This window comes from Chromobacterium sp. FG22, from assembly GCF_057809415.1.
Genome location: NZ_JBMDJX010000004.1, coordinates 54,913 through 77,445 on the forward strand (window position 1 = coordinate 54,913; position 22,533 = coordinate 77,445).

Here is a 22,533-nt window from a genome sequence, read left to right on the forward strand (position 1 = left end):
GATGAAACAGACACTTCAGCTCAAGGTATCGCAGCAGCTGACCCTGACGCCGCAACTGCAGCAATCGATCAAGCTGCTGCAGATGTCCACCCTCGACCTGCAGACCGAAGTCGAGCGCTTCTTGCTGGACAATCCCTTGCTGGAGCGCGGCGACGAAGCGCCGCAGGGCGAGGCGCCGGACGCCGCCGCCCAGGAACCGGAGGCCCCGGCGGAAAGCCGCGACGACGCCTCCGGCGACGACGGCGAACGCGGCGCGGAGACCGGCGAACTGAGCGACTGGGGCAGCGGCGGACGCCGCGGCGACGGCGACGACGAGCTGGACCCGATGCTGAACGTGCCCTGTCCTATCAGCCTGCGCGAGCACCTGCTGGCGCAGTTGGGCGAAGTGGCGCTGCCTACGCGCGATCAGGCCATCGTCCAGCTGCTGATTGAAGAGCTGGACGACGACGGCTATCTGGGCCAGACGCTGGAAGACATCGCCAGCCACCTGCCGCTGGAACTGGAAATCGAGGCCGACGAGCTGATGATAGGCCTGCGCCTGCTGCAGCAGTTCGACCCGCCCGGCGTCGGCGCGCGCTCCTTGCCGGAAGCGCTGGCGCTGCAATTGCAGCGGCTGGACCCGGACGAGCCGCAGCGCGGCTTGGCGCTGGCCATCGTCCGCGACCACCTGGCCCTGCTGGGCAACCGCGACTACACCCGGCTGAAAAAACAGCTGGGCGTGGACGACGCCGCGCTGCGCGCCGCCCAGGCGCTGATCGCCCGCCTCAACCCCCGCCCCACCGCCGGTTTCGGCGCCAGCGACACCCAGTACGTGATCCCCGACGTCTCGGTCAGAAAACGCAAGGGACGCTGGGTGGCCGCCCTCAACGGCGGTGCCGTGCCTCGCTTGCGCGTCAACCAGATGTACGCGCGGCTGCTGGCGGAAAACCGCGGCGGCAACGGCGAAATGTCCTCGCGGCTGCAGGAGGCCAAATGGCTGGTGAAGAACATCCAGCAGCGATTTGACACTATCCTGAAAGTGGCGGAAGCTATCGTTGAACGGCAGCAATCGTTCTTTGAACACGGCGAAGTGGCCATGCGCCCGCTGATTCTGCGCGACATCGCGGACGAGCTGGGCCTGCATGAATCCACGGTGTCCCGGGTCACCACCCAGAAATACCTGCTCTGCCCGCGCGGCCTGTTCGAGCTCAAGTATTTCTTCGGCAGCGCGCTGGAAACCGACAGCGGCGGCGAGTGCTCCGCCACCGCGATCAAGGCCCACATCCGCAGCCTGATCGACGCCGAATCGCCGAGCAAACCGCTGTCCGACAGCGCCCTGGTCGAAGCGCTGGCCAAACAGGGAATACAAGTTGCCAGACGCACGATAGCCAAGTATCGTGAAGCCATGCAGATACCGCCGGTCAACCAGCGCAAGACGCTGTGACCCAGGCGGCGGAATACAGCGATCCGGCCGACCCGACCGGACTGTCAACACCAGAAGGAGCTAGGGTATGAACCTCAAAGTAACTGGACTGCATCTGGAAGTAACTCCCGCCCTGCGCGAATACGTTGAAACCAAAATGGAGCGCGTTACTCGACATGTCGACCATGTGATCGACATTTCCGTTACTCTGTCTGTTGATAAACTGGTGCAAAAGGCCGAAGTCAACGTGCATCTGTCCGGCAAGGACATCCACGTGGAAGCCACCGAATCCGATATGTACGCCGCCATCGATCTGCTGATCGACAAGCTGGACCGTCAAGTGCTGAAACACAAGGAAAAGCAGTCTGAACACCGTGCTCCGGCGCCTGAAGCCAGCCTGTAATCCCTTGAATTGGAAGGCGGGGGCCTGCGGGTTCCCGCTTTTCTTTGCACTTGCCCGTTTTCAGTACTATCAAGGCAACGTAGAATTGCCGGGTTTTTCTCAGCCGCATGCATAATCCAATATGAACCTCATCGGCAAAATCCTGACACCCGAACACGTCCTGCTGGATCTGGACGTCGCCAGCAAGAAGCGCGTGTTCGAGCAAGTCGGCCTCTTGGTTGAAAATACCCGGGGCATCGCGCGCAGCGAAATCTTCGATTGCCTGTTCGCCCGCGAAAAGCTCGGCTCCACCGGCCTTGGCCAGGGAGTGGCGATTCCGCACGGCCGCGCGCGCGGCCTCAAGGACGCGATGGGCGTGTTCATCCGTCTGAAGACCCCGATTCCCTTCGACGCGCCCGACGGCAAGCCGGTGCAGTGCCTGTTCGTGCTGCTGGTGCCGGAACAGGCCACGGACCTGCACCTGCAAGTGCTGTCCGAACTGGCGCAGCTATTCTCCAGCCGCCAGATGCGCGAGCAGATGCTGGGCATCCCCCTGCGCGACGAGCTCTATCAGCTGCTCAATAATTGGGTGCCCAATGCCTAGCATCAGCGTCCGCCGGCTGTACCAGGAAAACCAGCAGAAGCTCAACCTGACCTGGGTCGCAGGCACCGGCGGCGCCGACAATATGATAGGCAACGACGAACAGCGCCCCACGCAGGCGCTGGTCGGCCACCTCAATTTCATCCACCCCAACCGGGTCCAGGTGCTGGGCCTCGCCGAGGTGGACTACCTGAACCGGCTGGAGCAGTCCGCCGCCAAGACCGCGCTGGACCAGCTGTTCCACAAGAGCATGTCGGTGGTGATGGTGGCCAACGACCAGCCGGTGCCCAAGCTGCTGCGCGACTACTGCCACACCCACAACGTCCCGCTGATGACCACCAAGCTGGAAAGCCCCTACCTGATGGATGTGCTGCGCATCTATCTGGCGCGGGCGCTGGCGGTGTCCACCGTGCTGCACGGCGTCTTCCTCGACGTGTTCGAGATCGGCGTGCTGATCATGGGCGATTCGGCGATGGGCAAGAGCGAGCTGGCGCTGGAACTGATTTCCCGCGGCCACGGCATGGTGGCCGACGACGCGGTGGAGCTGTACCGCATCGGCCCCGACACGCTGGAAGGCCGCTGCCCGCCCTTGCTGCGCGACTTCCTGGAAGTGCGCGGCCTGGGCATCCTCAACATCCGCACCATCTTCGGCGAAACCGCCGTGCGGCCGAAGAAGGTGCTGCGGCTGATCATCCACCTGGTCAAGGCCAACGACCAGGCGATGCAGGCGCTGGACCGCCTCAACATCCAGTCGGAAACCCAGGACATCATCGGCGTCACCATCCGCAAAGTGGTGCTGCCGGTGGCCGCCGGCCGCAACCTGGCGGTGCTGGTGGAAGCCGCGGTGCGCAACTACATCCTGCAGCTGCGCGGCATAGACAGCACCCGCGAATTCATCGAACGCCACACCAACTTCCTCAGAGACCAGGAAAATGCGCCTGATATTGATTAGCGGCCTGTCCGGTTCCGGCAAGTCGGTGGCGCTGCGCGCGCTGGAAGACGCCGGCTTCTACTGCGTGGACAATCTGCCGGCCACCATGCTGCACGAGGCGATGTCGCTGTACGCCGACTACGGCTATGAACAGATCGCCATCAGCGTGGACACCCGCTCCGGCCCGTCGCTGGGCGCCTTGCCGGCGGAAATGGAAAAGCTGCGGGCCCAACATGTGGACGTGCGCCTGCTGTTCCTGGAAGCCACGCCCGCCACCCTGGTCAAGCGCTTCTCCGAAACCCGCCGCCGCCACCCGCTGTCCGGCGCCGACGTCACGGTGGAGGAAAGCATTCTGCTGGAACAGGACATGCTGGCCGAGATCATGGAGCTGGGCACCCGCATCGACACCAGCGAGCTGTCCGCCAACGCGCTGCGCAGCTGGGTGCGCGAGCTGGTGGACGCCGACAGCAGCCGGCTGACCCTGATCTTCGAATCCTTCGGCTTCAAGCACGGCCTGCCGCGGGACGCCGACTTCGTTTTCGACGTCCGCTGCCTGCCCAATCCCTATTACGACCCGCAGCTGCGCCCGTTCACCGGCCGCGACCAGCCCATCATCGACTTCTTCCAGCAAACGCCGGAAGTGCAGCAGATGGTGGACGACATCCAGCAGATGGTCAGCAAATGGCTGCCCTGTTTCAGCATGGAAAACCGCAGCTATCTGACCGTCGCCGTCGGCTGTACCGGCGGTCAGCACCGCTCGGTCTACATCACGGAACGCCTTGCCCGCCTGTTCGCCGCCGAACAGGTGCTGGTGCGCCATCGCCAGCTCTACCGCCAGAACTGAACGCATTCGGGCCGCCCGCCTACAGGAGACATTCATGCGCCCGATCCAAACCGTCACCGTCGCCCTGACCGGCGCCTCCGGACTGCCCTACGGCCTGCGGCTGATCGATTGCCTGATCGCCGCCGGCGTCCGCGTCTGGGTGCTGTATTCGCAGGCCGCGCAAGTGGTGGCCAAACAGGAAATGGACCTGACCCTGCCCTCGCGCCCGGCCGAAGCCCGGCAATGGCTGATGCAACGCAGCGGCGCGCGCGACGGCCAGCTGGCAGTCTTCGGCCGCGAAGAGTGGTTCGCGCCGGTGGCCTCAGGCTCCAACCCGGCCGACGCCATGGTGGTCTGCCCGTGCTCGATGGGCACGCTGGCCGCCATCGCCCAGGGCAGCAGCGACAATCTGATCGAACGCGCCGCCGACGTCAGCATCAAGGAACAGCGCAAGCTGGTGCTGGTGCCGCGCGAGGCGCCGTTCTCCGCCATCCATCTGGAAAACATGCTCAAGCTGGCTCGTCTCGGCGTTGTCATCCTGCCGCCGTCTCCGGGGTTCTATACTCATCCCAAGACCGTGGACGATATGATCGACTTCGTGGTGGCGCGAATTCTGGATCAGCTCCGCATCGACAATCAATTGACGCCGCGCTGGGGCGAGCCCGCCCCGGACCGCCCCGCGGCCCCCTAGCCAGCCGCCGCGCCGCTTGCGGCCCGGTCAAAGAGGAATCTTGGGATGCCGACACAAGACCAAAGCATTCTCAGCCTGGACGCCTTGCGCCAACTGGAGCGCCAAGCCACCGACGCCGGCTACAACCTGATGCAGCGCGCGGCGATGGCCACCGCGGACTGGGTCAGCCACCACCTGCCCAGCGCGTCCCGGCTGTTGATTTGCGCCGGCCCCGGCAATAACGGCGGCGACGCGCTGTACGCGGCGCTGGAACTGATGCGCCGTCGTTTCCGCGTCGACGTGCTGGTGCCCACCCAGCCCACTAGCCCCGCCACCTCGGAAGCCCTGCATGAGCTGGAGCAGGCCCAGGGCCATGTGATGTTCGATCTGCCGCGCGACTACCGCGCGCCGCAACTGGTCATAGACGGCCTGTTCGGCGTGGGCCTGAGCCGGGACTTCGACCTGGAATGGACCACGTTGATCGACCGCATCAACCAGCTGGGCAGCCCCATCCTGGCGCTGGACTGCCCCAGCGGCCTGGACGCCTATACCGGCGTGCCGGCCAACACCGCGATCCAGGCCAGCCACACCCTGACCTTTTTGTGCCAGAAGCCCGGTCTGTTCAGCGCCTCCGGCGCCGATCTGGCCGGCAATGTGGAACTGGAACTGCTGGACTGCCCGCCCAGGCTGATCCCCGCGGCGGACGGCAGCATCAACCAGCCGGACGTCCGCGCGCTGCTGCGGCCGCGCAACAGCCACAAGGGCCTGTTCGGCACCGTCTGCGTGATAGGCGGCGCACCGGGCATGCTGGGCGCGGCGCTGCTGGCCGGGCGCAGCGCCTTAGCCTGCGGCGCCGGCAAAGTCCATGTCTGCCCGCTTGACGACCGGCTGCCGGTGGACCCGGTGGTGCCGGAACTGATGATTTCCGCGCTGGACGAAGCGGCCGGCCTGCCCGACGCCGACGTGCTGGCCGTCGGCCCCGGCCTGGGCCAGCAAGAACGGGCCGGCCGCCTGCTGGACCAAGTCATCCAGCTGCCGCAGGCGCTGGTATTGGACGCCGACGCGCTGAACCTGCTGGCCAACGACCACGCCGCCGCCGCCCTGATCGCCAAACGCCAGGCCGGCACCGTGCTGACCCCGCATCCGGCGGAAGCCGCGCGCCTGCTGGGACAAAGCACCGAGACGGTGCAAAAGGACAGGCTGATGGCCGCGCGCCGGCTGGCCAACCACTTCAACTGCGTGGTGGTGCTCAAGGGCGCCGGCAGCCTGATCGTCGGCCCGGACGGCTTCTACCATCTGAACACCAGCGGCGGCCCGGCGCTGGCGGTGGCCGGCCAGGGCGACGTCCTGACCGGCATCATCGCCGCGCTGCTGGCCCAGCGCATGGAGCCGTTCGAAGCCGCCAGCCTGGCCGTGCACATCCATGGCCTGGCCGGCGACGATTTCGAAATGGAAACCGGCGGCCCCATCGGTCTGTCCGCCTCCGACACCGCCTGGCGCGCCAGCCTGATGCTGAACCGCCTGATCCAGGAACGCGCGCAGGAACAGGCCACCTAGATCCAAGACCCTGCAAGCCCCCGGGGAAATCCATTTGCATTAGAATGGGTCATCGGCGCGCGGGCCGGCGGCATGGCCGTCCCGCGGCCCCTCATCCGTCACCCTGGGGATTACCTTGCAGTCACAATCTAAAGCTTACGCCTACGGACTCGCCGCCGTCCTGGCCTGGTCCACGGTGGCCAGCGCCTTCAAGATCAGTCTCGCCCACCTTAGCCCGGCCCAGCTGGTGCTCTACGCCAGCGCCGCCTCTCTCTTCTGCCTGCTGGGCTTGCTCGCCGTCCAGGGCAGGCTGCCGGAGCTCGCCCCGGCCCTGCGCCGCCACTGGCGCGCCTCCCTGATCTTCGGCGCGGTCAATCCGGCGCTGTATTATCTGATCCTGTTCCAGGCCTACGCGCTGCTGCCGGCGCAGGAAGCCCAGGCCATCAACTACACTTGGGCCTTGACCATGAGCTTGCTGGCGGTGCCGCTGCTCAAACAAAAGCTGCAACGCTGCGACATCGCCGCCGCGCTGGTCTGCTATCTGGGCGTGCTGGTGATCGGCACCCGCGGCCAGGTGCTGGAACTGCGCTTTTCCGACTCGCTGGGCGTGGCGCTGGCGCTGGCCTCCACCCTGCTGTGGGCCGGCTACTGGATTTTCAACGCCCGCGACGCGCGCGAGCCGGTGATAGGCCTGACGCTCAATTTCGCCTTCTCGCTGCCGCTGAGCCTGGCCTGGTGCGCCTATACCGGACAGCTGGGCCCGGTGGCCTGGCAGGGCCTGGCCGGCGCCGCCTATGTCGGCGCCTTCGAGATGGGCTTCACCTTTGTTCTGTGGCTGACGGCGATGAAGCTGACGCCGAGCACCGCCCGCATCGCCAACCTGATTTTCCTGTCGCCGCTGCTGTCGCTGGCGCTGATTCATTTCCTGATCGGAGAGGCCATCCTGCCCTCCACCCTGGTCGGTCTGGGCCTGATCCTGAGCGGGCTGGCGCTGCAAAAACTGGCCCCGCGCGCCAAGCCCGCCGCGGCGCTGAGCGCCGACGGCGGCGGCTAGCTCCGCGCGCATCCGGATTTGGTATTCGCGCCAGAACTGCCTAGGATTCAGTGTGGGCACTTGGAACTGTGAACATAATGAAAAGCATAAAAACCAAATTGATGTTCTGGTTGATGGCCTGGATCACCGCCATTCTGGGGACGACGGGCCTGTTTTCCTATTTGCACAACCAGGAACGCAATGAGGCCGATTACCAATCCCAACGCGCCGCGGTCAAAGCCCGCCTGGCGATGTCGCTGCCGCACAGCGTCTGGCAGCTGGACGATGAAAACGTCAGGCTGACGCTGGACAGCGAGCTGAGCTGGCCATCCATCATCGCCATCAGCGTCAAGGGGGAGTCCGGGCTCAGCCTGGGCCGCAGCCATGACAGCGACGGCAGCATCCGCGACATGCCGCCGTCGGAGGAGCCGCGTTCCGACGACATGCTCAACATTCCCATCGTCTACCAGGGCAAGGAGCACTTGGGCAACGCCACCGTCTATCTGTCGCGCCAGGCGCTGGCCAAGCATCAGCGCGACCAGTTGATCGAACTGTCCGCCCAGATCCTGCTGCTGGACGTGATGATCTTCATGATCATGTCCTTCAATCTGCAACGCTTCCTGTTCCAGCCGCTGGCGCGGCTGCAGCAGGCCTTGAACACCGCCATCCGCGCGCCGGACGCCAGCGGCGCCCAAGTCACCCACGTCGCCGACGACGAGATCGGCGGCATCGTCAACGGCTTCAACCGCATCGTGGCCCGCACCGCCGGCGATCTGGCCAAGCGCACCGAGGCCGAAGCGGTGGCCCGCGCCGAGCGCGACCGCGCGGAAGAAGCTTACCGCCAGTTGATGGAAGCGCAGCAAACCCTGGTGGAAACCGAGAAGATGGCTTCGCTGGGCAGCCTGGTGGCCGGCGTCGCCCACGAGATCAACACCCCGGTGGGCATCACGCTGACCACCGCTTCCCATCTGGGCACCGCCACCAGCCACATCATAGAAAAGGTGGACGGCGGCACCGTCAAGAAAAGCGACTTCCAGGCTTATCTGGACACCGCCAAGGAATGCAGCGATCTGATCCTGTCCAACGCCGAGCGCGCGGCCAACCTGATCCACAGCTTCAAGCAGGTGGCGGTGGATCAGACCAGCGAGGCGCGGCGCAGCTTCCAGTTGCAGGATTATCTGAACGAGGTGATCACCAGCCTGAAGCCGCGCTTCAAGCACGCCAACACCACCATCAGCGTGCAGTGCGAGGAAGACATCCTGCTGGACAGCTATCCGGGCTCCTTCGCCCAGGTGGTCACCAATCTGATGGTCAACTCCCTGGTGCACGGCTTTGAAAACCGCAGCAGCGGCAAAATCCTGATCGAGGCCAGGCGCAACAATCCGCATTACATCACGCTGACGCTCAGCGACGACGGCAAGGGCATTCCGCCGGAAAACCTGAGCCGCGTGTTCGACCCCTTCTTCACCACCCGCCGCGGCAGCGGCGGCAGCGGTCTTGGGCTCAACATCGTCTACAACATCGTACGGCAACGCCTGGGCGGGTCGATCGAGGTGCACAGCGAAGTGAATAAAGGCACCACCTTCACCATCACCATGCCCTGCTCCGCCCCGGTCAATCAGAGCAAGGAGAACATAGCATGAGCGACATCACCAACCAGGAAGACGACTGGCTGCTGGACGATGATGACGCTCCGTCTGCGTCCTCCCCAGCCTCCGCCGCCGGCGACGGCCGCCACCCGTGGAAAATCCTGATCGTCGACGATGAGAAGGACGTGCACACCGCCACCCGCATCGCGCTGCGCAACATCCGCTACAAAGAACGGCCGCTGGAACTGCTCAGCGCCCACTCCGGCAAGGAAGCCTACGAAGTGGTGCGCCAGCATCCGGACATCGCGCTGATCATGCTGGACGTGGTGATGGAGAGCGAAGACGCCGGCCTGAAGCTGGTGCACCAGATCCGCCAGGACCTGAAGAACGGCCTGGTGCGCATCGTGCTGCGCACCGGCCAGCCCGGACAGGCGCCGGAGCAGGAAGTCATCCTCAACTACGATATCAACGACTACAAGACCAAGACCGAGCTGACGGTGCAAAAGCTGTTCACCACCATCATCTCCTCGCTGCGCGCCTACGAAAACCTGCTGTCGCTGGAGAAGAACCGCCAAGGCCTGTCCAAGATCCTGGAAAGCGCGTCCGACCTGTACCAGCTGTATTCGCTGCGCGAGTTCGCCTCCGGCGTGCTGCGCCAGATCAGCGCGCTGCTGGACATCGGCAGCGACGGCATCCTCTGCGTGCGCAACGACAGCAGCAACGGCCGGCCGGAACTGGAAATCCTGGCCGCCTCCGGCAATTACGAACCTCTGGGGCAAAGCGGCGACCTGAGCCCCTTCCCCGAGCTGGAGCAGGTGATCCTGCGCTCCTTCGCCGAGAAGCGCAGCATCTACCAACACCCCTACGACGTGCTCTACATCACCTCGCGCAACGGCCGCGAGTTCATCATCCACTTCACCCCGCAATGGCCGCTGGAAGAAGTGGAGCGCGATCTGCTCGACGTGTTCTGCCAACGCATTTCCGCCGCTTACGACAATCTCTACCTCTACAGCCAGCTGCGCAGCGCGCAGGAGGCCACGGTGGTGGCGCTGGCGGATCTGGCGGAATTCCGCGACACCGACACCGGCAACCACGTGCTGCGCGTGCAGCGGCTGACCGACGCCATCGCCGGGCAGATGCGGGACAACGGCGCTTATCCGGAACTGATGGGCAAGGAGTTCATGGACATGGTGGGCATGGCCAGCATCCTGCACGATGTCGGCAAGGTAGGCACGCCGGACCACATCCTGTTCAAGCCGGGCAAGCTGGACCCGGACGAGCGGGTGATCATGGAGCAGCACGCCACCATAGGCGCGCAGATTCTGGCCAGATCGGCCAGCATGGTGGAGGGGATGAGTTATCTGTCGCTGGGCTCGGAAATCGCCGGCGGCCACCACGAGCACTTCGATGGCAACGGCTACCCCAGGAAGCAGAAAGCGCACGAAATCCCGCTGTCGGCGCGCATCGTCGCGGTGGTGGACGTATTCGACGCCCTGCTCAACAAACGGCCCTACAAGGAGCCGTGGACGCTGCACGACACCATGGAATACATTTCCGGCCGCTCCGGCAGCCAGTTCGATCCGGAAGTGGTGCGCGCGCTGGAAACCCTGGTCAAGGAGCGCCGGCTGCAGGACTTGCCGGACGCCTGAGCGAACGCCAGCGTCCACGCCGCAATAAAACAGGGCGAAAGCAGCGTTTGCGCTGGTTTCGCCCTTCTTCTTCGTCCCGCCGCGGCGCGGAGGACTTCAAGCCTCGGCTCAGGCCACGTAGAACAAGACGCTGACAAACTGGCAGACGCTGCCGCCCAGCACGAACAAATGCCAGATGCCGTGGCCGTGGCGGATTTTCTCGTCGTTGAGAAACCAATAGATGCCGACACTGTACAGAATCCCGCCCAAGGCCAGCCAGAACAGGCCGCCGCTGGGCAAGGACTCGATCAAGGGCGGCAAGGCCACCAGCACCAGCCAGCCCATCACCACGTAAAGAATCATCGACAGCAAACGGGTGCGCCGGCCCAGGGTCAGTTCCTGGATGATGCCGAACACGGCCAGGCCCCAGCTGACGCCGAACAGGCTCCAGCCCCAGGCGCCGCGCAAAGTCACCAGCGCGAACGGCGTGTAGCTGCCGGCGATCAGCAGATAGATCGCCGAATGGTCGCACTTCTGCAGTACCGCCTTGGCGCGGCCGCGGAAGCTGTGATACAGCGTGGAAATCAGATACAAGGCCACCAGCGTGGCGCCGTACAGGCTGAAGCTGACCACCTTCCAGGGGTCGCCCTCGCGCGCGGCCATGGTCACCAGCACCACCAGGCCGGTAATGGCCAGCAAAGTGCCGATCAAATGGGAAATCCCGTTGAAACGTTCCCCGTGATACATAGGTATTATCCTTGCGCCGGCATCGCGCCGGCTTGACGCACAAAAACTTTTGGAGCCGCTCGCGGGCTCCGGGTTCAATTGTCCGCCTGTTGCCGCCGCCGCGCCAGCCCTTTCTCTACACGTCAAAAGACAAGCGGGCCATAAGGCCCGCTTGTCTTCTTGGAGAACCCGGAACAGGTTCTCAGGCGCCCAGCGCCTTCAGCACCTCGTCGCGCACCACTTCCACCGCGCGGGTGCCGTCGATCTTGACGTATTTCGGCGCCTTGGCGTCGCCGCTGGCGGCGCGCTCGCCGTAGAAGCCCACCAGCACCGCGGTCTGTTCGTGGTAAACCGACAAACGCTTCTTCACGGTTTCTTCGCGGTCGTCGTCGCGCTGGACCAGCTCTTCGCCGGTCACATCGTCCTTGCCGGCCACTTTGGGCGGATTGAAGCTGATGTGGTAGGTGCGGCCGGAGGCCATATGCACGCGGCGGCCGGCCATGCGCTCGACGATGGCCGCGTCCGGCACGTCGATCTCCACCACGTAATCGATGTCCACGCCGGCGGCGATCATCGCCTCGGCTTGCGGAATGGTGCGCGGGAAGCCGTCGAACAGGAAACCGTTGGCGCAATCCGCGTCGGCGATGCGCTCCTTGACCAGGCCGATGATGATGTCATCACGCACCAGGCCGCCGGCGTCCATGATCGCCTTGGCTTCCAGGCCCAGCGGCGTGCCGGCCTTGACCGCGGCGCGCAGCATGTCGCCGGTGGAGATTTGCGGGATGCCGAATTTTTCCTTGATGAAATTGGCCTGGGTGCCTTTGCCGGCGCCAGGCGCCCCCAACAGGATCAGTCGCATGAAGATCGCTCCGTCAATTTGAATAAGATGATTTGATATCGAAATCCGGGCCGCGCCGACGCGGCCCGGCTTATGAGTTCCGTCCGGCGCCCAGCAAGCGGCGCACCCGCTCCAGGTCCTCCGGCGTGTCCACGCCGGCCGGCGGCGCGGACTCGACCACCGCCACCTTGATAGCGAAGCCGTGCCACAACACCCGCAACTGCTCCAGCGCTTCGAAACGCTCCAGCGGCGCCGGTTCCAAACGGTTATAGGTCTTCAGAAAACCCGCCTGATAGGCGTACATGCCGATATGCCGCAGCACCGGTAGGTCCGCGGGCAGCGCGCTCGCATCCTGTGCGAAGGCGTCGCGGGCATAGGGAATCGGCGCGCGGCTGAAATACAATGCGCGGCCGGCGTGGTCCAGCACCGTCTTGACCACATTGGGATTGAACATGTCGGCGGCGTCGCGGAACGGATGCGCCAGCGTCGCCACCGGCGCGTCGCCGGCGGCCAGGAGCGCCGCCAGCTGATCGATCAGCGCCGGATCGATCAGCGGCTCGTCGCCCTGGACATTGACCACGATCTCATCGTCGGCCAGGTTCAAGGCCTGCGCCACTTCGGCCAGCCGGTCCGTGCCGCTGGCGTGGTCGGCGCGCGTCATCAACGCCTCGACGCCGTGAGCGCGACAGGCGTCCAGCACATCGGCGTGGTCGGTGGCCACGATCACCCGCGTCGCGCCGCTCTTGGCCGCCTGCTCGGCGACCCGCGCCACCATGGGCTTGCCGGCGAGATCGGCCAGCGGCTTGCCCGGCAAGCGGCTGGACGCCAAACGCGCCGGGATCACCACGCAAAAGCCGCGGCTCATTTTATTTCTTCTTCCGGCGCCAGCTCGCGGGCTTCGGCTTCCAGCATCATCGGGATGCCGTCCTTGATCGGGTAAGCCAGTCGGTCGCCCTTGCAGACCAGTTCCTGCTTGGCCTTGTCGAAAACCAGCGGGCCCTTGCACAGCGGGCACACCAGAATATCCAGGAATTTAGCATCCATGTTTTATCTTCAGTCGATCCAGAATCCAAGCGCTCAGATCAGGCTCCAACTCCGCCTGAACCGGCAAAACCCATAGTCTAGCACGCTGCGCTGCATCATGAATCACCCGCCGCAGCTTGACCGCGTCCTTGCTGGTGACGATCACCGCGTCCATGTCGGCCGGCAGGTCCGCCGCGGCGAATTGATGATGGTCGGGCCAGGCCAGGCAAAGCTCAGGCCGCAGGCCCAGGCCGGCCAGCGTGTCGAAGAAGCGCTGCGGGTGGCCGATGCCGGCCATCGCCGCCAGCCGCAAGCCGGCGAAATCCGCCGCCGCCCGCGTCTCCTCGGGCCGGTCCAGCCGCTGCAGCGCGGCCGGACGCAAACGCATGGCAAAACGCCGCGGCCCGGCCGGCAAGGCCAGGCCGGCGGCGTCCCCGCCGTTGATCACCACCGCGCCGACGGAGCACAGCCGAGACCACGGCTCGCGCAGGGGACCGGCCGGCAGCAGCCGCCCGTTGCCGCCGCCGCGCGCGCCGTCCAGCACCACGATCTCCAGATCGCGGCTTAAGCGGTAATGCTGCAGACCGTCGTCGGTCAGTATCAATTCCAAATCGGGATGCAGCGCCAGCAGATGACGGCCGGCGGCGACCCGGTCGCGCCCCACCACCACCGGCGCACCGGCGGCGGCCAGCAAGAGCGGCTCGTCGCCCACTTCTTCCGGCGAGCTGTCCGGCCGCACCAGCGTGGGCTGGCGGTGGCTGCCGCCGTAACCGCGACTGATCACCCCCGCCTTGACGCCGCCTTGTTGCAAATCGCGCAACAGGGCCAGGGTCAGCGGCGTCTTGCCGACGCCGCCCACATTGATGTTGCCGATCACCGCCACCGGCGCGGCCAGGCGCTCCGCGCGCAGCCAGCCGCGGCGGTAAGCCAGCCGCCTGGTCGCCGCCGACAGGGCAAACAGCCCTTCCAGCGGAGCCAGAAGGGCCGTCAGCCACCAGCGCGGCCGATACCATTGCCGTTCTATCCAATGCATGCGGCTACTGCGAACGGGTGGCGAAGGTCAACTGGTTCAGACCGGCCTCGCGCGCCGCCTCCATCACCGTCACCACCGATTGGTGGGTGGCTTTGGCGTCGGCGTTGACGATGACGATCACATCGCTCTTGCCCGCGGCGTCGTCCTTCAGCTTGCTCAACAGCGCCGCCTTGTCGCCGGCGGCCAACTTGGCCTCGCCCACCGCCATTTCGCCGTTGGCGGCCACCGCCACGGTGATTTCCGACGACTTGGTCTTGGCCTGCTCGCCCTGGGCGGCCGGCAGATTGATCTTGAGTTCGGCGAACTTGGAATAAGTGGTGGTGACCATCAGGAAGATCAGGATCACCAGCAGCACGTCGATCAGGGGAATGAAGTTGATCTCGGGCTCTTCGCGGCTGCGGCCTCGGCGGAAATTCATGCTCAACCCCCGTTTTTACGCTCGCCGTGCAGCACTTCCACCAGCTTGACCGCTTGCGACTCCATCTCCACCAGCAGGCCGTCCACCTTGGAGCGGAAATGGCGATAGAACATCATGCTGGGAATGGCGACGATCAGGCCGAAGGCGGTGTTGTACAGCGCGATGGAAATGCCGTGCGCCAATGCTTGCGGGTTGTTGCCCGCCGGCGACTGCGAACCGAAGATCTCGATCATGCCGATCACCGTGCCCAGCAGGCCCAGCAAGGGCGCCATCGCGGCGATGGTGCCCAGCGTGGTCAGCAAGCGCTCCAGTTGATGCGCCACCACACGGCCCTCGTCCTCGATCGCTTCCTTCATCACTTCGCGATTGCCGCCGACATTGCGCAGGCCGGCGCAGAACAGGCGGCCCAGCGGCGAATGCTCCTGCAGCTTGCGCAACAGCTCCTCGCTGGCGCCGGCGCGGCGGTACTCCTGCAAAGCCTGCCCCAGCAGGCCCTCCGGCGCCACGCTGCTCTTCCTCAGGCTGAACAGGCGTTCAAAGATAATCGCCAGCGACACGACCGAGGCGGCGATGATGGTCCAGATCGGCCAGCCGGCCGCTTCAATGATTGACCACACGAGGAGGTTCTCCGAAAAACGATTGCAAACGCTGAACTTTAGCGGCATCCATGCCGGTTCAGCAACCGGCTCCGCTACGCGCCGCCGCCGCCGCGCCCTCAAACAGGCGCTTAGCGGCGAAAACTACGCAGAGTTGTCAACAAAGCCGTCTAAACCCATCTTTTATAAAGGCTTTCGAATGCTGGCCCCATTTCATCGGCGCCGCTCGAAACTCAAGCCGGCGAAAGCCGCGCCAGGCAAGGCTTTCAACCCAGACTATCAAGATCCGCGCCATGATTGGAGGCTGCCGCTTTTTTAACCTTTGCCAGCAAAAGCCAAGCCCTGGCAAGCGATCCACACAGTTATCCACAAGGTTATTCAGCCGCCGCTGTGGATAATTTCCGCGCCTCAATCGCGCAGCGAAATCACCCGCCAGCCCTCTTGCTCGGCGTGGGCGCGCAGGGTGTCGTCCGGGTCCACCGCCACTGGATGATCCACCAGCTTCAGCAAGGGCAGATCGTTGTGCGAGTCGCTGTAGAAAAAACTCTGGCCGTAGCTGTCCATGCTCAGGCCGCGCTCGTCCAGCCACTGCTGCAAACGGGTGATCTTGCCCTGCTGAAAGCTGGGCACGCCGCTGACGCGGCCGGTGAAGCGGCCCTGCTCGTCTTCCTCCAGCTCGATGGCGATCAGATGCTCCACGCCCAGCTCGCGGGCGATAGGCCCGGTAATGAAGCGGTTGGTGGCGGTGATGATGATGATCTCGTCGCCCTGGGCCGCGTGCGCGGCCAGCAAATCGCGCGCCTTGCGGGTGATGATGGGCTTGATGTGTTGTTCCAGGTAGTCCGCATGCAAGGCGTCCAGTTCGGCGCGGCTGAAACGCTTCAAGGGCTCCAGCGCGAACACCAGGTATTCGTGGATGTCCAGCGTGCCCTGCTGATACTGCCGGTAGAAATAATTGTTGCGCTCGTCGTAATGCGCCTGCTCCAGAATGCCGCGCTGGATCAGGAAGCGCGGCCATTCGAAATCGGAATCGCCGGCGATCAGGGTGTGGTCTAGGTCGAACAGCGCCAGATTGCGCAATGCAGAAGTGTCGGTCATGGTTCCGGGCTTGCGGTTTGCAAAACGTTTTTCACCAGCGGCACGGTGATCGGCCGCCTCATGGCCAGAGAATAGCGGTCCAATATGTCAATCATGCCGATCAGGCTGGACAGGTCGCGCCGCCAATGGGTCAGCAGGTAGCGGTAGACATCGTCCGGAATCGACAGCTGGCGGCTGGCGGCGTGGCTGCGCAAGGCGGCCAGCTTGTCCTCGTCCGACAGCGCCTTGACTTCGAACACCAGGCCCCAGCCCAGGCGGGTGCGCAGATCGTCGCGCACCGCCAAGGCCATCGGCGGCTGGCGGCCGGCCATCAACAGCCGCGACTCCCCGCTCTCTTTCAGCGAGTTGTAGAAGGAAAACAGAGTGATCTGGTCGTCCGGCGCCAGGTCGTCGACATGGTCGACGGCGATGAAGCTGGCTTCGCGCGCGAAGTCCGGCAGATGCTCGGTCTTGCCGTCCAGATAGATGGAGGCGCGCCCCAGCCGCTCGGCGTGGGCGATCCAGGCCTGCAACAGATGCGTCTTGCCGCAGCCGGGCTCGCCCCACAGATAGATGAAGCGCTCGCCGGCCTCGGCCGTCAGCGCGGTAATCACCTCGCGGTTGCGTTCGGCCAGGAAATTGTCGAAGGCCGGCAAGGGGGTGGGCGTCAAATCAAGTATTAACTGGTCCAAGTGAAGGCGATCAAACTAGGTTTTGATGTCTATTCCTGATTTTACGCTGATAAAAGCGTGTGTTGAAATAAGCGCGCGCCAGAAAGCGGCAGATCACCAAGGTGGCGGCCGCCATCGGCAAGGCCAGCAGCAGGCCGGCGAAGCCCAATAACTGCCCGAAGGCGAGCAGGGAAAAGATCACCGCCACCGGCGACAGGCCGATGCGCTCGCCCACCAACCAAGGCGTGATCAGCAGGCTTTCCAGCAATTGTCCGGCGCCGAACACGCCCAGCACCAGCAGCACCTCGCCGGCGGAATCGAACTGCAGCGCGGCGGCCAGGCCCGCCAGCGCGAAACCGAGAAAAGTGCCCAGATAGGGAATGAACACCAGCAGGCCGGCCACCACGCCGATGGCGATGCCGGACTCCAGGCCCAGCAAGGCCAGGCTGGACGCGAAGATCACCGCCATGATCAGCATCACCGACAGCTGGCCGCGCAGGAATTCGCCCAGCACCCTATCCAGCTCCCGCGCCAGGGCCGTCACCTCGTCCGCCCAGCGCCGCGGCACCAGCGTGGCCAGCGTCGCCGCCATCCGCGGCCCGTCCTGCAGGAAATAAAACAGCAGCACCGGCAGCAACAAGAGATTGAACAACAGGCCGGCCAGCATGAAACCGCTCTGGGTGGCGCGCAGGGCCACCGCCGACAGCGCGCTCTTCAAGGCGCCGGCGTTGGCGGCCAGCACCCGCTTCCAGCCGGCGGCGTCCAGCTCCAGCTGGATGGCGAACTCGGCGCGCAGCCAGGGCAGCACCCGGCCCTGGGCGAAATCCACCAAGACCGGCAGGCGGTCGATCAGGCCCTGGGTCTGCTTGAACAGCATGGGCGCCACCACCAGCAGCAAGGCGAAGGTGGCGGCCATGCCGGCCAGCGTCACCAAGCCGGCGGCCAGCGGCCGCGGCAGGCCTTTGCCGGCCAGATAGCGCATCGCGGGATTGAGCACATAGGCCAGCACCGCGGCCACCGCGAACGGCGTCAGCGCGGCCGCCAACTGCTGCAACAGCCAGCCGGCGAACAGCAGGGCTGTTGCGCCGATGACCCAGGGAATCAGACGGTTTTGGGAGCGTTTCATCGCGACTTCAGTTAAAATGTGCTGCTTTCGCGTCGGCGAAAGCTTGATGTAAAAATACTTCAAGATTTGCAGAAAGCGAGTTTACCTTGAACACCACTTCCCTCAGTTACCGTGATGCCGGCGTCGACATTGATGCCGGCGACGCGCTGGTCGAGAACATCAAGCCTTATGCCAAGCGCACCATGCGCCCGGAGGTGATCGGCGGCATCGGCGGTTTCGGCGCACTGGTGGAGATTTCCAAGAAATACAAGGAACCGGTGCTGGTTTCCGGCACCGACGGCGTCGGCACCAAGCTGAAACTGGCCTTCGACTGGAATCGTCACGATACCGTGGGCATCGACCTGGTGGCAATGAGCGTCAACGACATCCTGGTGCAAGGAGCGGAACCGCTGTTCTTCCTCGACTATTTCGCCTGCGGCAAACTGGACGTGCCCCAAGCCACCGACGTGATCAAGGGCATCGCCGCCGGTTGCGAACAGGCCGGCTGCGCGCTGATCGGCGGCGAGACCGCGGAAATGCCCGGCATGTACCCGACAGGCGAATACGATCTGGCGGGCTTCGCCGTCGGCGTGGTGGAGAAGAGCGCCGTGATCAGCGGCCGCGACATCGCCCCGGGCGACGTGGTGCTGGGCCTGAAATCCAACGGCGTGCACTCCAACGGCTACTCGCTGGTGCGCAAGATCATCGACCGCGCCCAGCCGGACCTGGACGCGCCGTTCGAGGACGGCCGCAGCCTGCGCGACGCCATCATCGCCCCCACCCGCATCTATGTGAAGCCTCTGCTCAAGCTGATGCAGGCGCTGCCGGTCAAAGGCATGGCCCACATCACCGGCGGCGGCATCACCGAGAACACGCCGCGCGTGCTGCCGGAACATGTCGTCGCCCAGATCGACGCCGCGGCCTGGCCCCAGCCCAAGCTGTTCCAGTGGCTGCAACAGGAAGGCAAGGTCGATAGCCAGGAAATGTACCGAACCTTCAACTGCGGCATCGGCATGGTGGTGATCGTGGCGGCGGAACAGGCGGAACAGGCCGTCGCCCTGCTGCAGGCCGAAGGCGAGACCGCGTACCGGATCGGCGCGGTGCGCGCCCGCAATGGAGACGAACATCAAACTCAGATCGCCTAAAGCGCTGCGTTGGATGCTACTGGCGCCGCTGGCCCTGCTGGCGGCGTTTGTCATTTATCGCGAGGCCGCCATCCTGGCCGACCTCGATCGCTGCCTGGACCTGGGCGGCGGCTGGCACGAACAAGAGTTGCGCTGCATCACCGATGCCGCCGACTGGGAACACTATCTGGCAAAGTCTCCGTCGATTCCATCATGAAGAATATCGTCATCCTGATTTCAGGCCGCGGCTCCAATATGCAGGCCATCGTCGACGCCAAGATCGCCGGCGCGCGCATCGCCGCGGTGATCTCCAACCGACCCGACGCCGCCGGCCTCGCCTGGGCGGCCGAGCGCGGCATCGCCACCGCGGCGCTGGACCATAAAGCCTTCGCCAGCCGCGAAGACTTCGACACCGCGCTGGCGCAGCTGATAGACGGCCACCAGCCGGACCTGGTGGTGTTGGCCGGCTTCATGCGCATTCTCAGCGCCGGCTTCACCCGCCGCTACGAAGGCCGCATGCTGAACGTGCACCCCTCGCTGCTGCCGGCCTTCACCGGCCTCAACACTCACCAGCGCGCGCTGGAAATGGGCTGCAAGGTGGCCGGCTGCACTGTGCACTTCGTCACCGCCGAGCTGGACCACGGCCCCATCGTCGCCCAGGGCGTGGTGGAAGTGCTGGACGGCGACAGCGCCGACACGCTGGCCCAACGCGTGCTGCAACTGGAACACCAACTCTACCCGGCCGCGGTGCGCCGCTTCGTCGCCGGCGAGCTGAACATCGTCGCCGGCAAGATCGCCAGCCGCGCCGCGCTTGCCGGCAGCCTGATGGCGCCCGCGCCCTGAACCCATGAAAAGCCGTCGCCTGATCCTGCTGGCCCTGGCCCTGTCGCTCGCCCTGCATCTGGGCGTGCTGGGCTCCGGCCTGCTGCCGGAAGCGGCTTTGGAACTGCCCCCGGATCAGGACTTGCGCAGCATCAGCGTCAAGATGCAGGCGCTGGACGCCGATGAGCCGGCGGCCAAGCCGGCGCCGCAAGGCGCGGTCGCCCAATTGCGGCCGGCCGCGCCCAAACCGGCGCCGGCCAAGCCCAAGCCCGCCGCCAAAAAGGCGGAAGCCTCGGCGCCGCAAGCGGCGTCGGAGCCCATCCTCGCCCAGGCGCAGCCAAGCAAGGACAGCAGCGCGCCGCAAGCGGAGGCCAAGTCCGACGCCTCCATGCCCGACGCGGAGAACAAACTCGCTTCGTCGGCGCCGGTCGCGGACAATATAGCGGCGAACGACAAGGACGAGGCCAGCGCGCCGGCGGCCGAAACCGCCGCCGATGACGGCTACATTCACCCCAAGGGCGCGCTGCGCGGCTTTCCGCGCCAGGCCACACTGGGCTACCAAGTGTTCTGGGGTTCGGTCATGGCCGGCACCGGCACGCTGGAATGGAGCCGCGGCAACGGCGGCTACCGCCTGGACATCAGCGCCAATCCCTTTATCGGCCCGAAGCTGCGCTATCTTTCCGAGGGTGGCTTCCAGCTAAAAAACGGGTTGCGGCCGGACAGCCTGCAGGCCTGGCGCGGCGAGCAAGCCAAAGAGTCCGCGCATTTCGACTACAATGCGGGTCAGCTGCGCTACGGCGACCAGGGCGACAAACTGCTGGACCTGAAGCCCGGCGCGCAGGACGTATTCAGCCTGGCTTTCCAACTGGGGCTGAAAGGCGGCGAACTGGGACCGGAAGCGATCCAGATCACCACCGGCAAAAAAGTGTACGAGTACCCGATGCGCCCCAGCGGCGAAGCCGTTTACGACACCGGCGCGGGCAAGATCCGGGTCATCGTGTTCCGCGCCCAGGGCGACGGCGACATTAATGAATTCTGGCTGGCGCCGGAATTCTCCAATCTGCCGGTGCGCATCAAGCGCATCGACAAGGATAAGCGGATCGACCTCAGAGCCGTCCGCATCGACGTGAACGGCGCGCCGCAATGGAAGCTGCCGCCGCAACCCACGAGAAAACACAAGAATGACTATTAATCACCATCAACTGAAACATATCGAAACCGTCATCGGCCAGATGATCCGCTTCGACCGCCCGGCCGACGCGGTGCTGTCGGCCTATTTCCGCGAACACAGCAAACTGGGCGCCAACGACCGCCACATCATCGCCGAAACCGCCTTCGGCGCGCTGCGCCGCCTCTTGCAGCTGCGCGCGCTGATCGCGCCGGACAAGGCCACCCCGCGCCGGCTGGCCCTGGTGGCCCTGCTGAAAATCCACAGGCTCAACGTCAAGGAGCTGGGCGACGCCGCCAGCGCCGGCGAAAAGGAATGGCTGGGCCAGATCAAGGGCAAGGCGCTGCCGGCCAGCCTGGAAGTGGACGCCGAACTGCCGCAGTGGGTGATCGAGCGCCTGGGCGAACAGACGCCGGAACAGGTGATCGCGCTGGGCAAGGGCCTGGCCGAAGGTGCGCCGCTGGATCTGCGCGTCAACACCATGAAGATGAAGCGCGACGAATTGCTGGGCCGGCTGCAGGCCGACGGCCTCGAGTGCGAAGCCACGCCCTACTCTCCGCTGGGCATCCGTCTCAAAACCAAGCCCTCGCTGGCCAAGCACGAGCTGTTCAAGGCCGGCGTGTTCGAGGTGCAGGACGAGGGCAGCCAGCTGCTGGGCCTGATCACCGGCGCGCGCCGCGGCGAAATGGTCGTCGACTTCTGCGCCGGCGCCGGCGGCAAGACCTTGCTGCTGGGCGCGCAAATGGCCTCCAGCGGCCGCTTGTACGCCTTCGACGTTTCGGAAAAGCGCTTGGCCAAGCTGAAGCCGCGCCAGGCGCGTTCCGGCCTGTCCAATGTCCATCCGCAGCTGCTGGCCTCGGAAAACGACACCAAGGTCAAGCGCCTGGCCGGCAAGGCCGACCGCGTGCTGGTGGACGCGCCCTGCTCCGGCCTGGGCACGCTGCGCCGCAACCCGGACCTGAAATTCCGCCAGAGCCCGGACAGCGTGGCCGAGCTGAACGCCAAACAGGCGTCCATCCTGGCCTCCGCCGCCCGCCTGGTGCGCGCCGGCGGCCGCCTGGTCTACGCCACCTGCAGCCTGTTGCCGCAGGAGAATCAGGACATCGTCGCCGCCTTCCTGGCCGATCACCCCGAGTTCAAGCTGGTGAAAATGGACGAGGTGCTGGCGGAGCAGAAGATCTCGCTGCAAATGGGCGATTATCTGGAACTGAAACCGCAGTTGCACAATACCGACGGCTTCTTCGCCGCGGTGCTGGAAAAAAACGCCTGAGCATGCTCAAACCCCGGCCCTTGATGCGGCCGGGGTTTGTCATTCCGGGCAATACGCCTTACCATTG

General features: G+C 65.1%; 26 protein-coding genes. 16 read left to right on the forward strand and 10 right to left on the reverse strand.

Features of this window, described 5'->3' with window-relative positions; all coding sequences use genetic code 11:
* Position 1: 1 nt before the first annotated feature.
* From ACODSD_RS05270 to ACODSD_RS05315, 10 genes are all read left to right on the forward strand, one after another.
* Positions 2-1,423, forward strand: coding sequence for an RNA polymerase factor sigma-54 (locus ACODSD_RS05270; RefSeq protein WP_235084266.1), 1,422 nt, complete (start codon positions 2-4; stop codon positions 1,421-1,423).
* 67 nt (positions 1,424-1,490) lie between these two features.
* Positions 1,491-1,805: a ribosome hibernation-promoting factor, HPF/YfiA family gene (hpf, locus tag ACODSD_RS05275; RefSeq protein ID WP_019104259.1), complete on the forward strand. Its 315-nt coding sequence runs from the start codon at positions 1,491-1,493 to the stop codon at positions 1,803-1,805.
* Positions 1,806-1,926: 121 nt separating this feature from the next.
* Positions 1,927-2,388, forward strand: a complete 462-nt coding sequence (ptsN, locus tag ACODSD_RS05280) for a PTS IIA-like nitrogen regulatory protein PtsN (RefSeq protein WP_107798242.1) — start codon at positions 1,927-1,929, stop codon at positions 2,386-2,388.
* Positions 2,381-3,337 (forward strand): HPr(Ser) kinase/phosphatase, encoded by a 957-nt coding sequence (gene hprK, locus ACODSD_RS05285; protein ID WP_019104261.1) that lies wholly within the window; start codon positions 2,381-2,383, stop codon positions 3,335-3,337. The genes ptsN and hprK overlap by 8 nt, the downstream gene beginning before the upstream one ends.
* A complete protein-coding gene (gene rapZ / locus ACODSD_RS05290) occupies positions 3,318-4,160 on the forward strand; it encodes an RNase adapter RapZ (protein ID WP_488876929.1) in 843 nt (280 codons plus the stop codon). The genes hprK and rapZ overlap by 20 nt, the downstream gene beginning before the upstream one ends.
* 34 nt (positions 4,161-4,194) lie before the next feature.
* Positions 4,195-4,830, forward strand: coding sequence for a flavin prenyltransferase UbiX (locus ACODSD_RS05295; protein ID WP_107798240.1), 636 nt, complete (start codon positions 4,195-4,197; stop codon positions 4,828-4,830).
* A 45-nt stretch (positions 4,831-4,875) separates the two neighbouring features.
* Positions 4,876-6,366, forward strand: coding sequence for an NAD(P)H-hydrate dehydratase (locus ACODSD_RS05300; RefSeq protein WP_107798239.1), 1,491 nt, complete (start codon positions 4,876-4,878; stop codon positions 6,364-6,366).
* A 115-nt stretch (positions 6,367-6,481) separates the two neighbouring features.
* Positions 6,482-7,399: a DMT family transporter gene (locus tag ACODSD_RS05305; protein WP_488876930.1), complete on the forward strand. Its 918-nt coding sequence runs from the start codon at positions 6,482-6,484 to the stop codon at positions 7,397-7,399.
* Between the two features lie 77 nt (positions 7,400-7,476).
* The gene (locus ACODSD_RS05310; RefSeq protein WP_107798237.1) at positions 7,477-9,021 is read left to right on the forward strand and encodes a sensor histidine kinase; all 1,545 of its coding nucleotides are present in this window, start codon (positions 7,477-7,479) and stop codon (positions 9,019-9,021) included.
* Complete coding sequence (locus ACODSD_RS05315) at positions 9,018-10,616, forward strand: DUF3369 domain-containing protein (protein ID WP_107798236.1); 1,599 nt, start codon at positions 9,018-9,020, stop codon at positions 10,614-10,616. Before ACODSD_RS05310 ends, ACODSD_RS05315 begins: the two co-directional genes overlap by 4 nt.
* 108 nt (positions 10,617-10,724) lie before the next feature.
* Here ACODSD_RS05315 and trhA read toward each other — a convergent pair whose 3' ends face one another.
* From trhA to ACODSD_RS05350, 7 genes are all read right to left on the reverse strand, one after another.
* Positions 10,725-11,342 carry a PAQR family membrane homeostasis protein TrhA gene (gene trhA, locus ACODSD_RS05320; RefSeq protein ID WP_019100472.1) on the reverse strand — a complete coding sequence of 206 codons (618 nt, stop codon included), beginning with the start codon at positions 11,340-11,342 and terminating at the stop codon, positions 10,725-10,727.
* Between the two features lie 181 nt (positions 11,343-11,523).
* Positions 11,524-12,180, reverse strand: a complete 657-nt coding sequence (adk, locus tag ACODSD_RS05325; protein ID WP_107798235.1) for an adenylate kinase — start codon at positions 12,178-12,180, stop codon at positions 11,524-11,526.
* A 70-nt stretch (positions 12,181-12,250) separates the two neighbouring features.
* Complete coding sequence (gene kdsB, locus ACODSD_RS05330) at positions 12,251-13,024, reverse strand: 3-deoxy-manno-octulosonate cytidylyltransferase (protein ID WP_486636578.1); 774 nt, start codon at positions 13,022-13,024, stop codon at positions 12,251-12,253.
* The gene (locus ACODSD_RS05335; RefSeq protein WP_048408720.1) at positions 13,021-13,203 is read right to left on the reverse strand and encodes a Trm112 family protein; all 183 of its coding nucleotides are present in this window, start codon (positions 13,201-13,203) and stop codon (positions 13,021-13,023) included. The genes kdsB and ACODSD_RS05335 overlap by 4 nt, the downstream gene beginning before the upstream one ends.
* Positions 13,193-14,215 (reverse strand): tetraacyldisaccharide 4'-kinase, encoded by a 1,023-nt coding sequence (gene lpxK / locus ACODSD_RS05340; RefSeq protein WP_488876931.1) that lies wholly within the window; start codon positions 14,213-14,215, stop codon positions 13,193-13,195. The genes ACODSD_RS05335 and lpxK overlap by 11 nt, the downstream gene beginning before the upstream one ends.
* 4 nt (positions 14,216-14,219) lie before the next feature.
* A complete protein-coding gene (locus ACODSD_RS05345) occupies positions 14,220-14,633 on the reverse strand; it encodes an ExbD/TolR family protein (protein ID WP_107798232.1) in 414 nt (137 codons plus the stop codon).
* Positions 14,634-14,635: 2 nt separating this feature from the next.
* Positions 14,636-15,250 carry a MotA/TolQ/ExbB proton channel family protein gene (locus ACODSD_RS05350; RefSeq protein ID WP_107798231.1) on the reverse strand — a complete coding sequence of 205 codons (615 nt, stop codon included), beginning with the start codon at positions 15,248-15,250 and terminating at the stop codon, positions 14,636-14,638.
* Here ACODSD_RS05350 and ACODSD_RS05355 point away from each other — a divergent pair.
* On the forward strand, positions 15,237-15,548 hold the full coding sequence (locus ACODSD_RS05355) for a hypothetical protein (protein ID WP_488876932.1): 312 nt from the start codon (positions 15,237-15,239) through the stop codon (positions 15,546-15,548). The two genes, ACODSD_RS05350 and ACODSD_RS05355, sit on opposite strands and share 14 nt — an antisense overlap.
* An 89-nt stretch (positions 15,549-15,637) precedes the next feature.
* Here ACODSD_RS05355 and ACODSD_RS05360 read toward each other — a convergent pair whose 3' ends face one another.
* From ACODSD_RS05360 to ACODSD_RS05370, 3 genes are read right to left on the reverse strand one after another with little or no spacing between them, the layout of a single operon-like run.
* Positions 15,638-16,327, reverse strand: coding sequence for a histidinol-phosphatase (locus ACODSD_RS05360; protein ID WP_107798230.1), 690 nt, complete (start codon positions 16,325-16,327; stop codon positions 15,638-15,640).
* Positions 16,324-16,998, reverse strand: a complete 675-nt coding sequence (hda, locus tag ACODSD_RS05365; protein WP_043591991.1) for a DnaA regulatory inactivator Hda — start codon at positions 16,996-16,998, stop codon at positions 16,324-16,326. The genes ACODSD_RS05360 and hda overlap by 4 nt, the downstream gene beginning before the upstream one ends.
* 10 nt (positions 16,999-17,008) lie before the next feature.
* Positions 17,009-18,103: an AI-2E family transporter gene (locus tag ACODSD_RS05370; protein WP_107798229.1), complete on the reverse strand. Its 1,095-nt coding sequence runs from the start codon at positions 18,101-18,103 to the stop codon at positions 17,009-17,011.
* Between the two features lie 86 nt (positions 18,104-18,189).
* Here ACODSD_RS05370 and purM point away from each other — a divergent pair, with 86 nt between their 5' ends.
* From purM to ACODSD_RS05395, 5 genes are read left to right on the forward strand one after another with little or no spacing between them, the layout of a single operon-like run.
* Positions 18,190-19,227: a phosphoribosylformylglycinamidine cyclo-ligase gene (gene purM / locus ACODSD_RS05375; protein WP_107798228.1), complete on the forward strand. Its 1,038-nt coding sequence runs from the start codon at positions 18,190-18,192 to the stop codon at positions 19,225-19,227.
* Entirely contained in the window at positions 19,196-19,423 is a 228-nt protein-coding gene (locus ACODSD_RS05380; protein ID WP_146176566.1) for a hypothetical protein, read from the forward strand. The genes purM and ACODSD_RS05380 overlap by 32 nt, the downstream gene beginning before the upstream one ends.
* Positions 19,420-20,049 (forward strand): phosphoribosylglycinamide formyltransferase, encoded by a 630-nt coding sequence (gene purN / locus ACODSD_RS05385; RefSeq protein ID WP_488876933.1) that lies wholly within the window; start codon positions 19,420-19,422, stop codon positions 20,047-20,049. Before ACODSD_RS05380 ends, purN begins: the two co-directional genes overlap by 4 nt.
* Before the next feature lie 4 nt (positions 20,050-20,053).
* Positions 20,054-21,220 (forward strand): DUF3108 domain-containing protein, encoded by a 1,167-nt coding sequence (locus ACODSD_RS05390; RefSeq protein ID WP_488876934.1) that lies wholly within the window; start codon positions 20,054-20,056, stop codon positions 21,218-21,220.
* The gene (locus tag ACODSD_RS05395) at positions 21,216-22,466 is read left to right on the forward strand and encodes an RsmB/NOP family class I SAM-dependent RNA methyltransferase (RefSeq protein ID WP_370646610.1); all 1,251 of its coding nucleotides are present in this window, start codon (positions 21,216-21,218) and stop codon (positions 22,464-22,466) included. The genes ACODSD_RS05390 and ACODSD_RS05395 overlap by 5 nt, the downstream gene beginning before the upstream one ends.
* Positions 22,467-22,533: the final 67 nt, after the last annotated feature.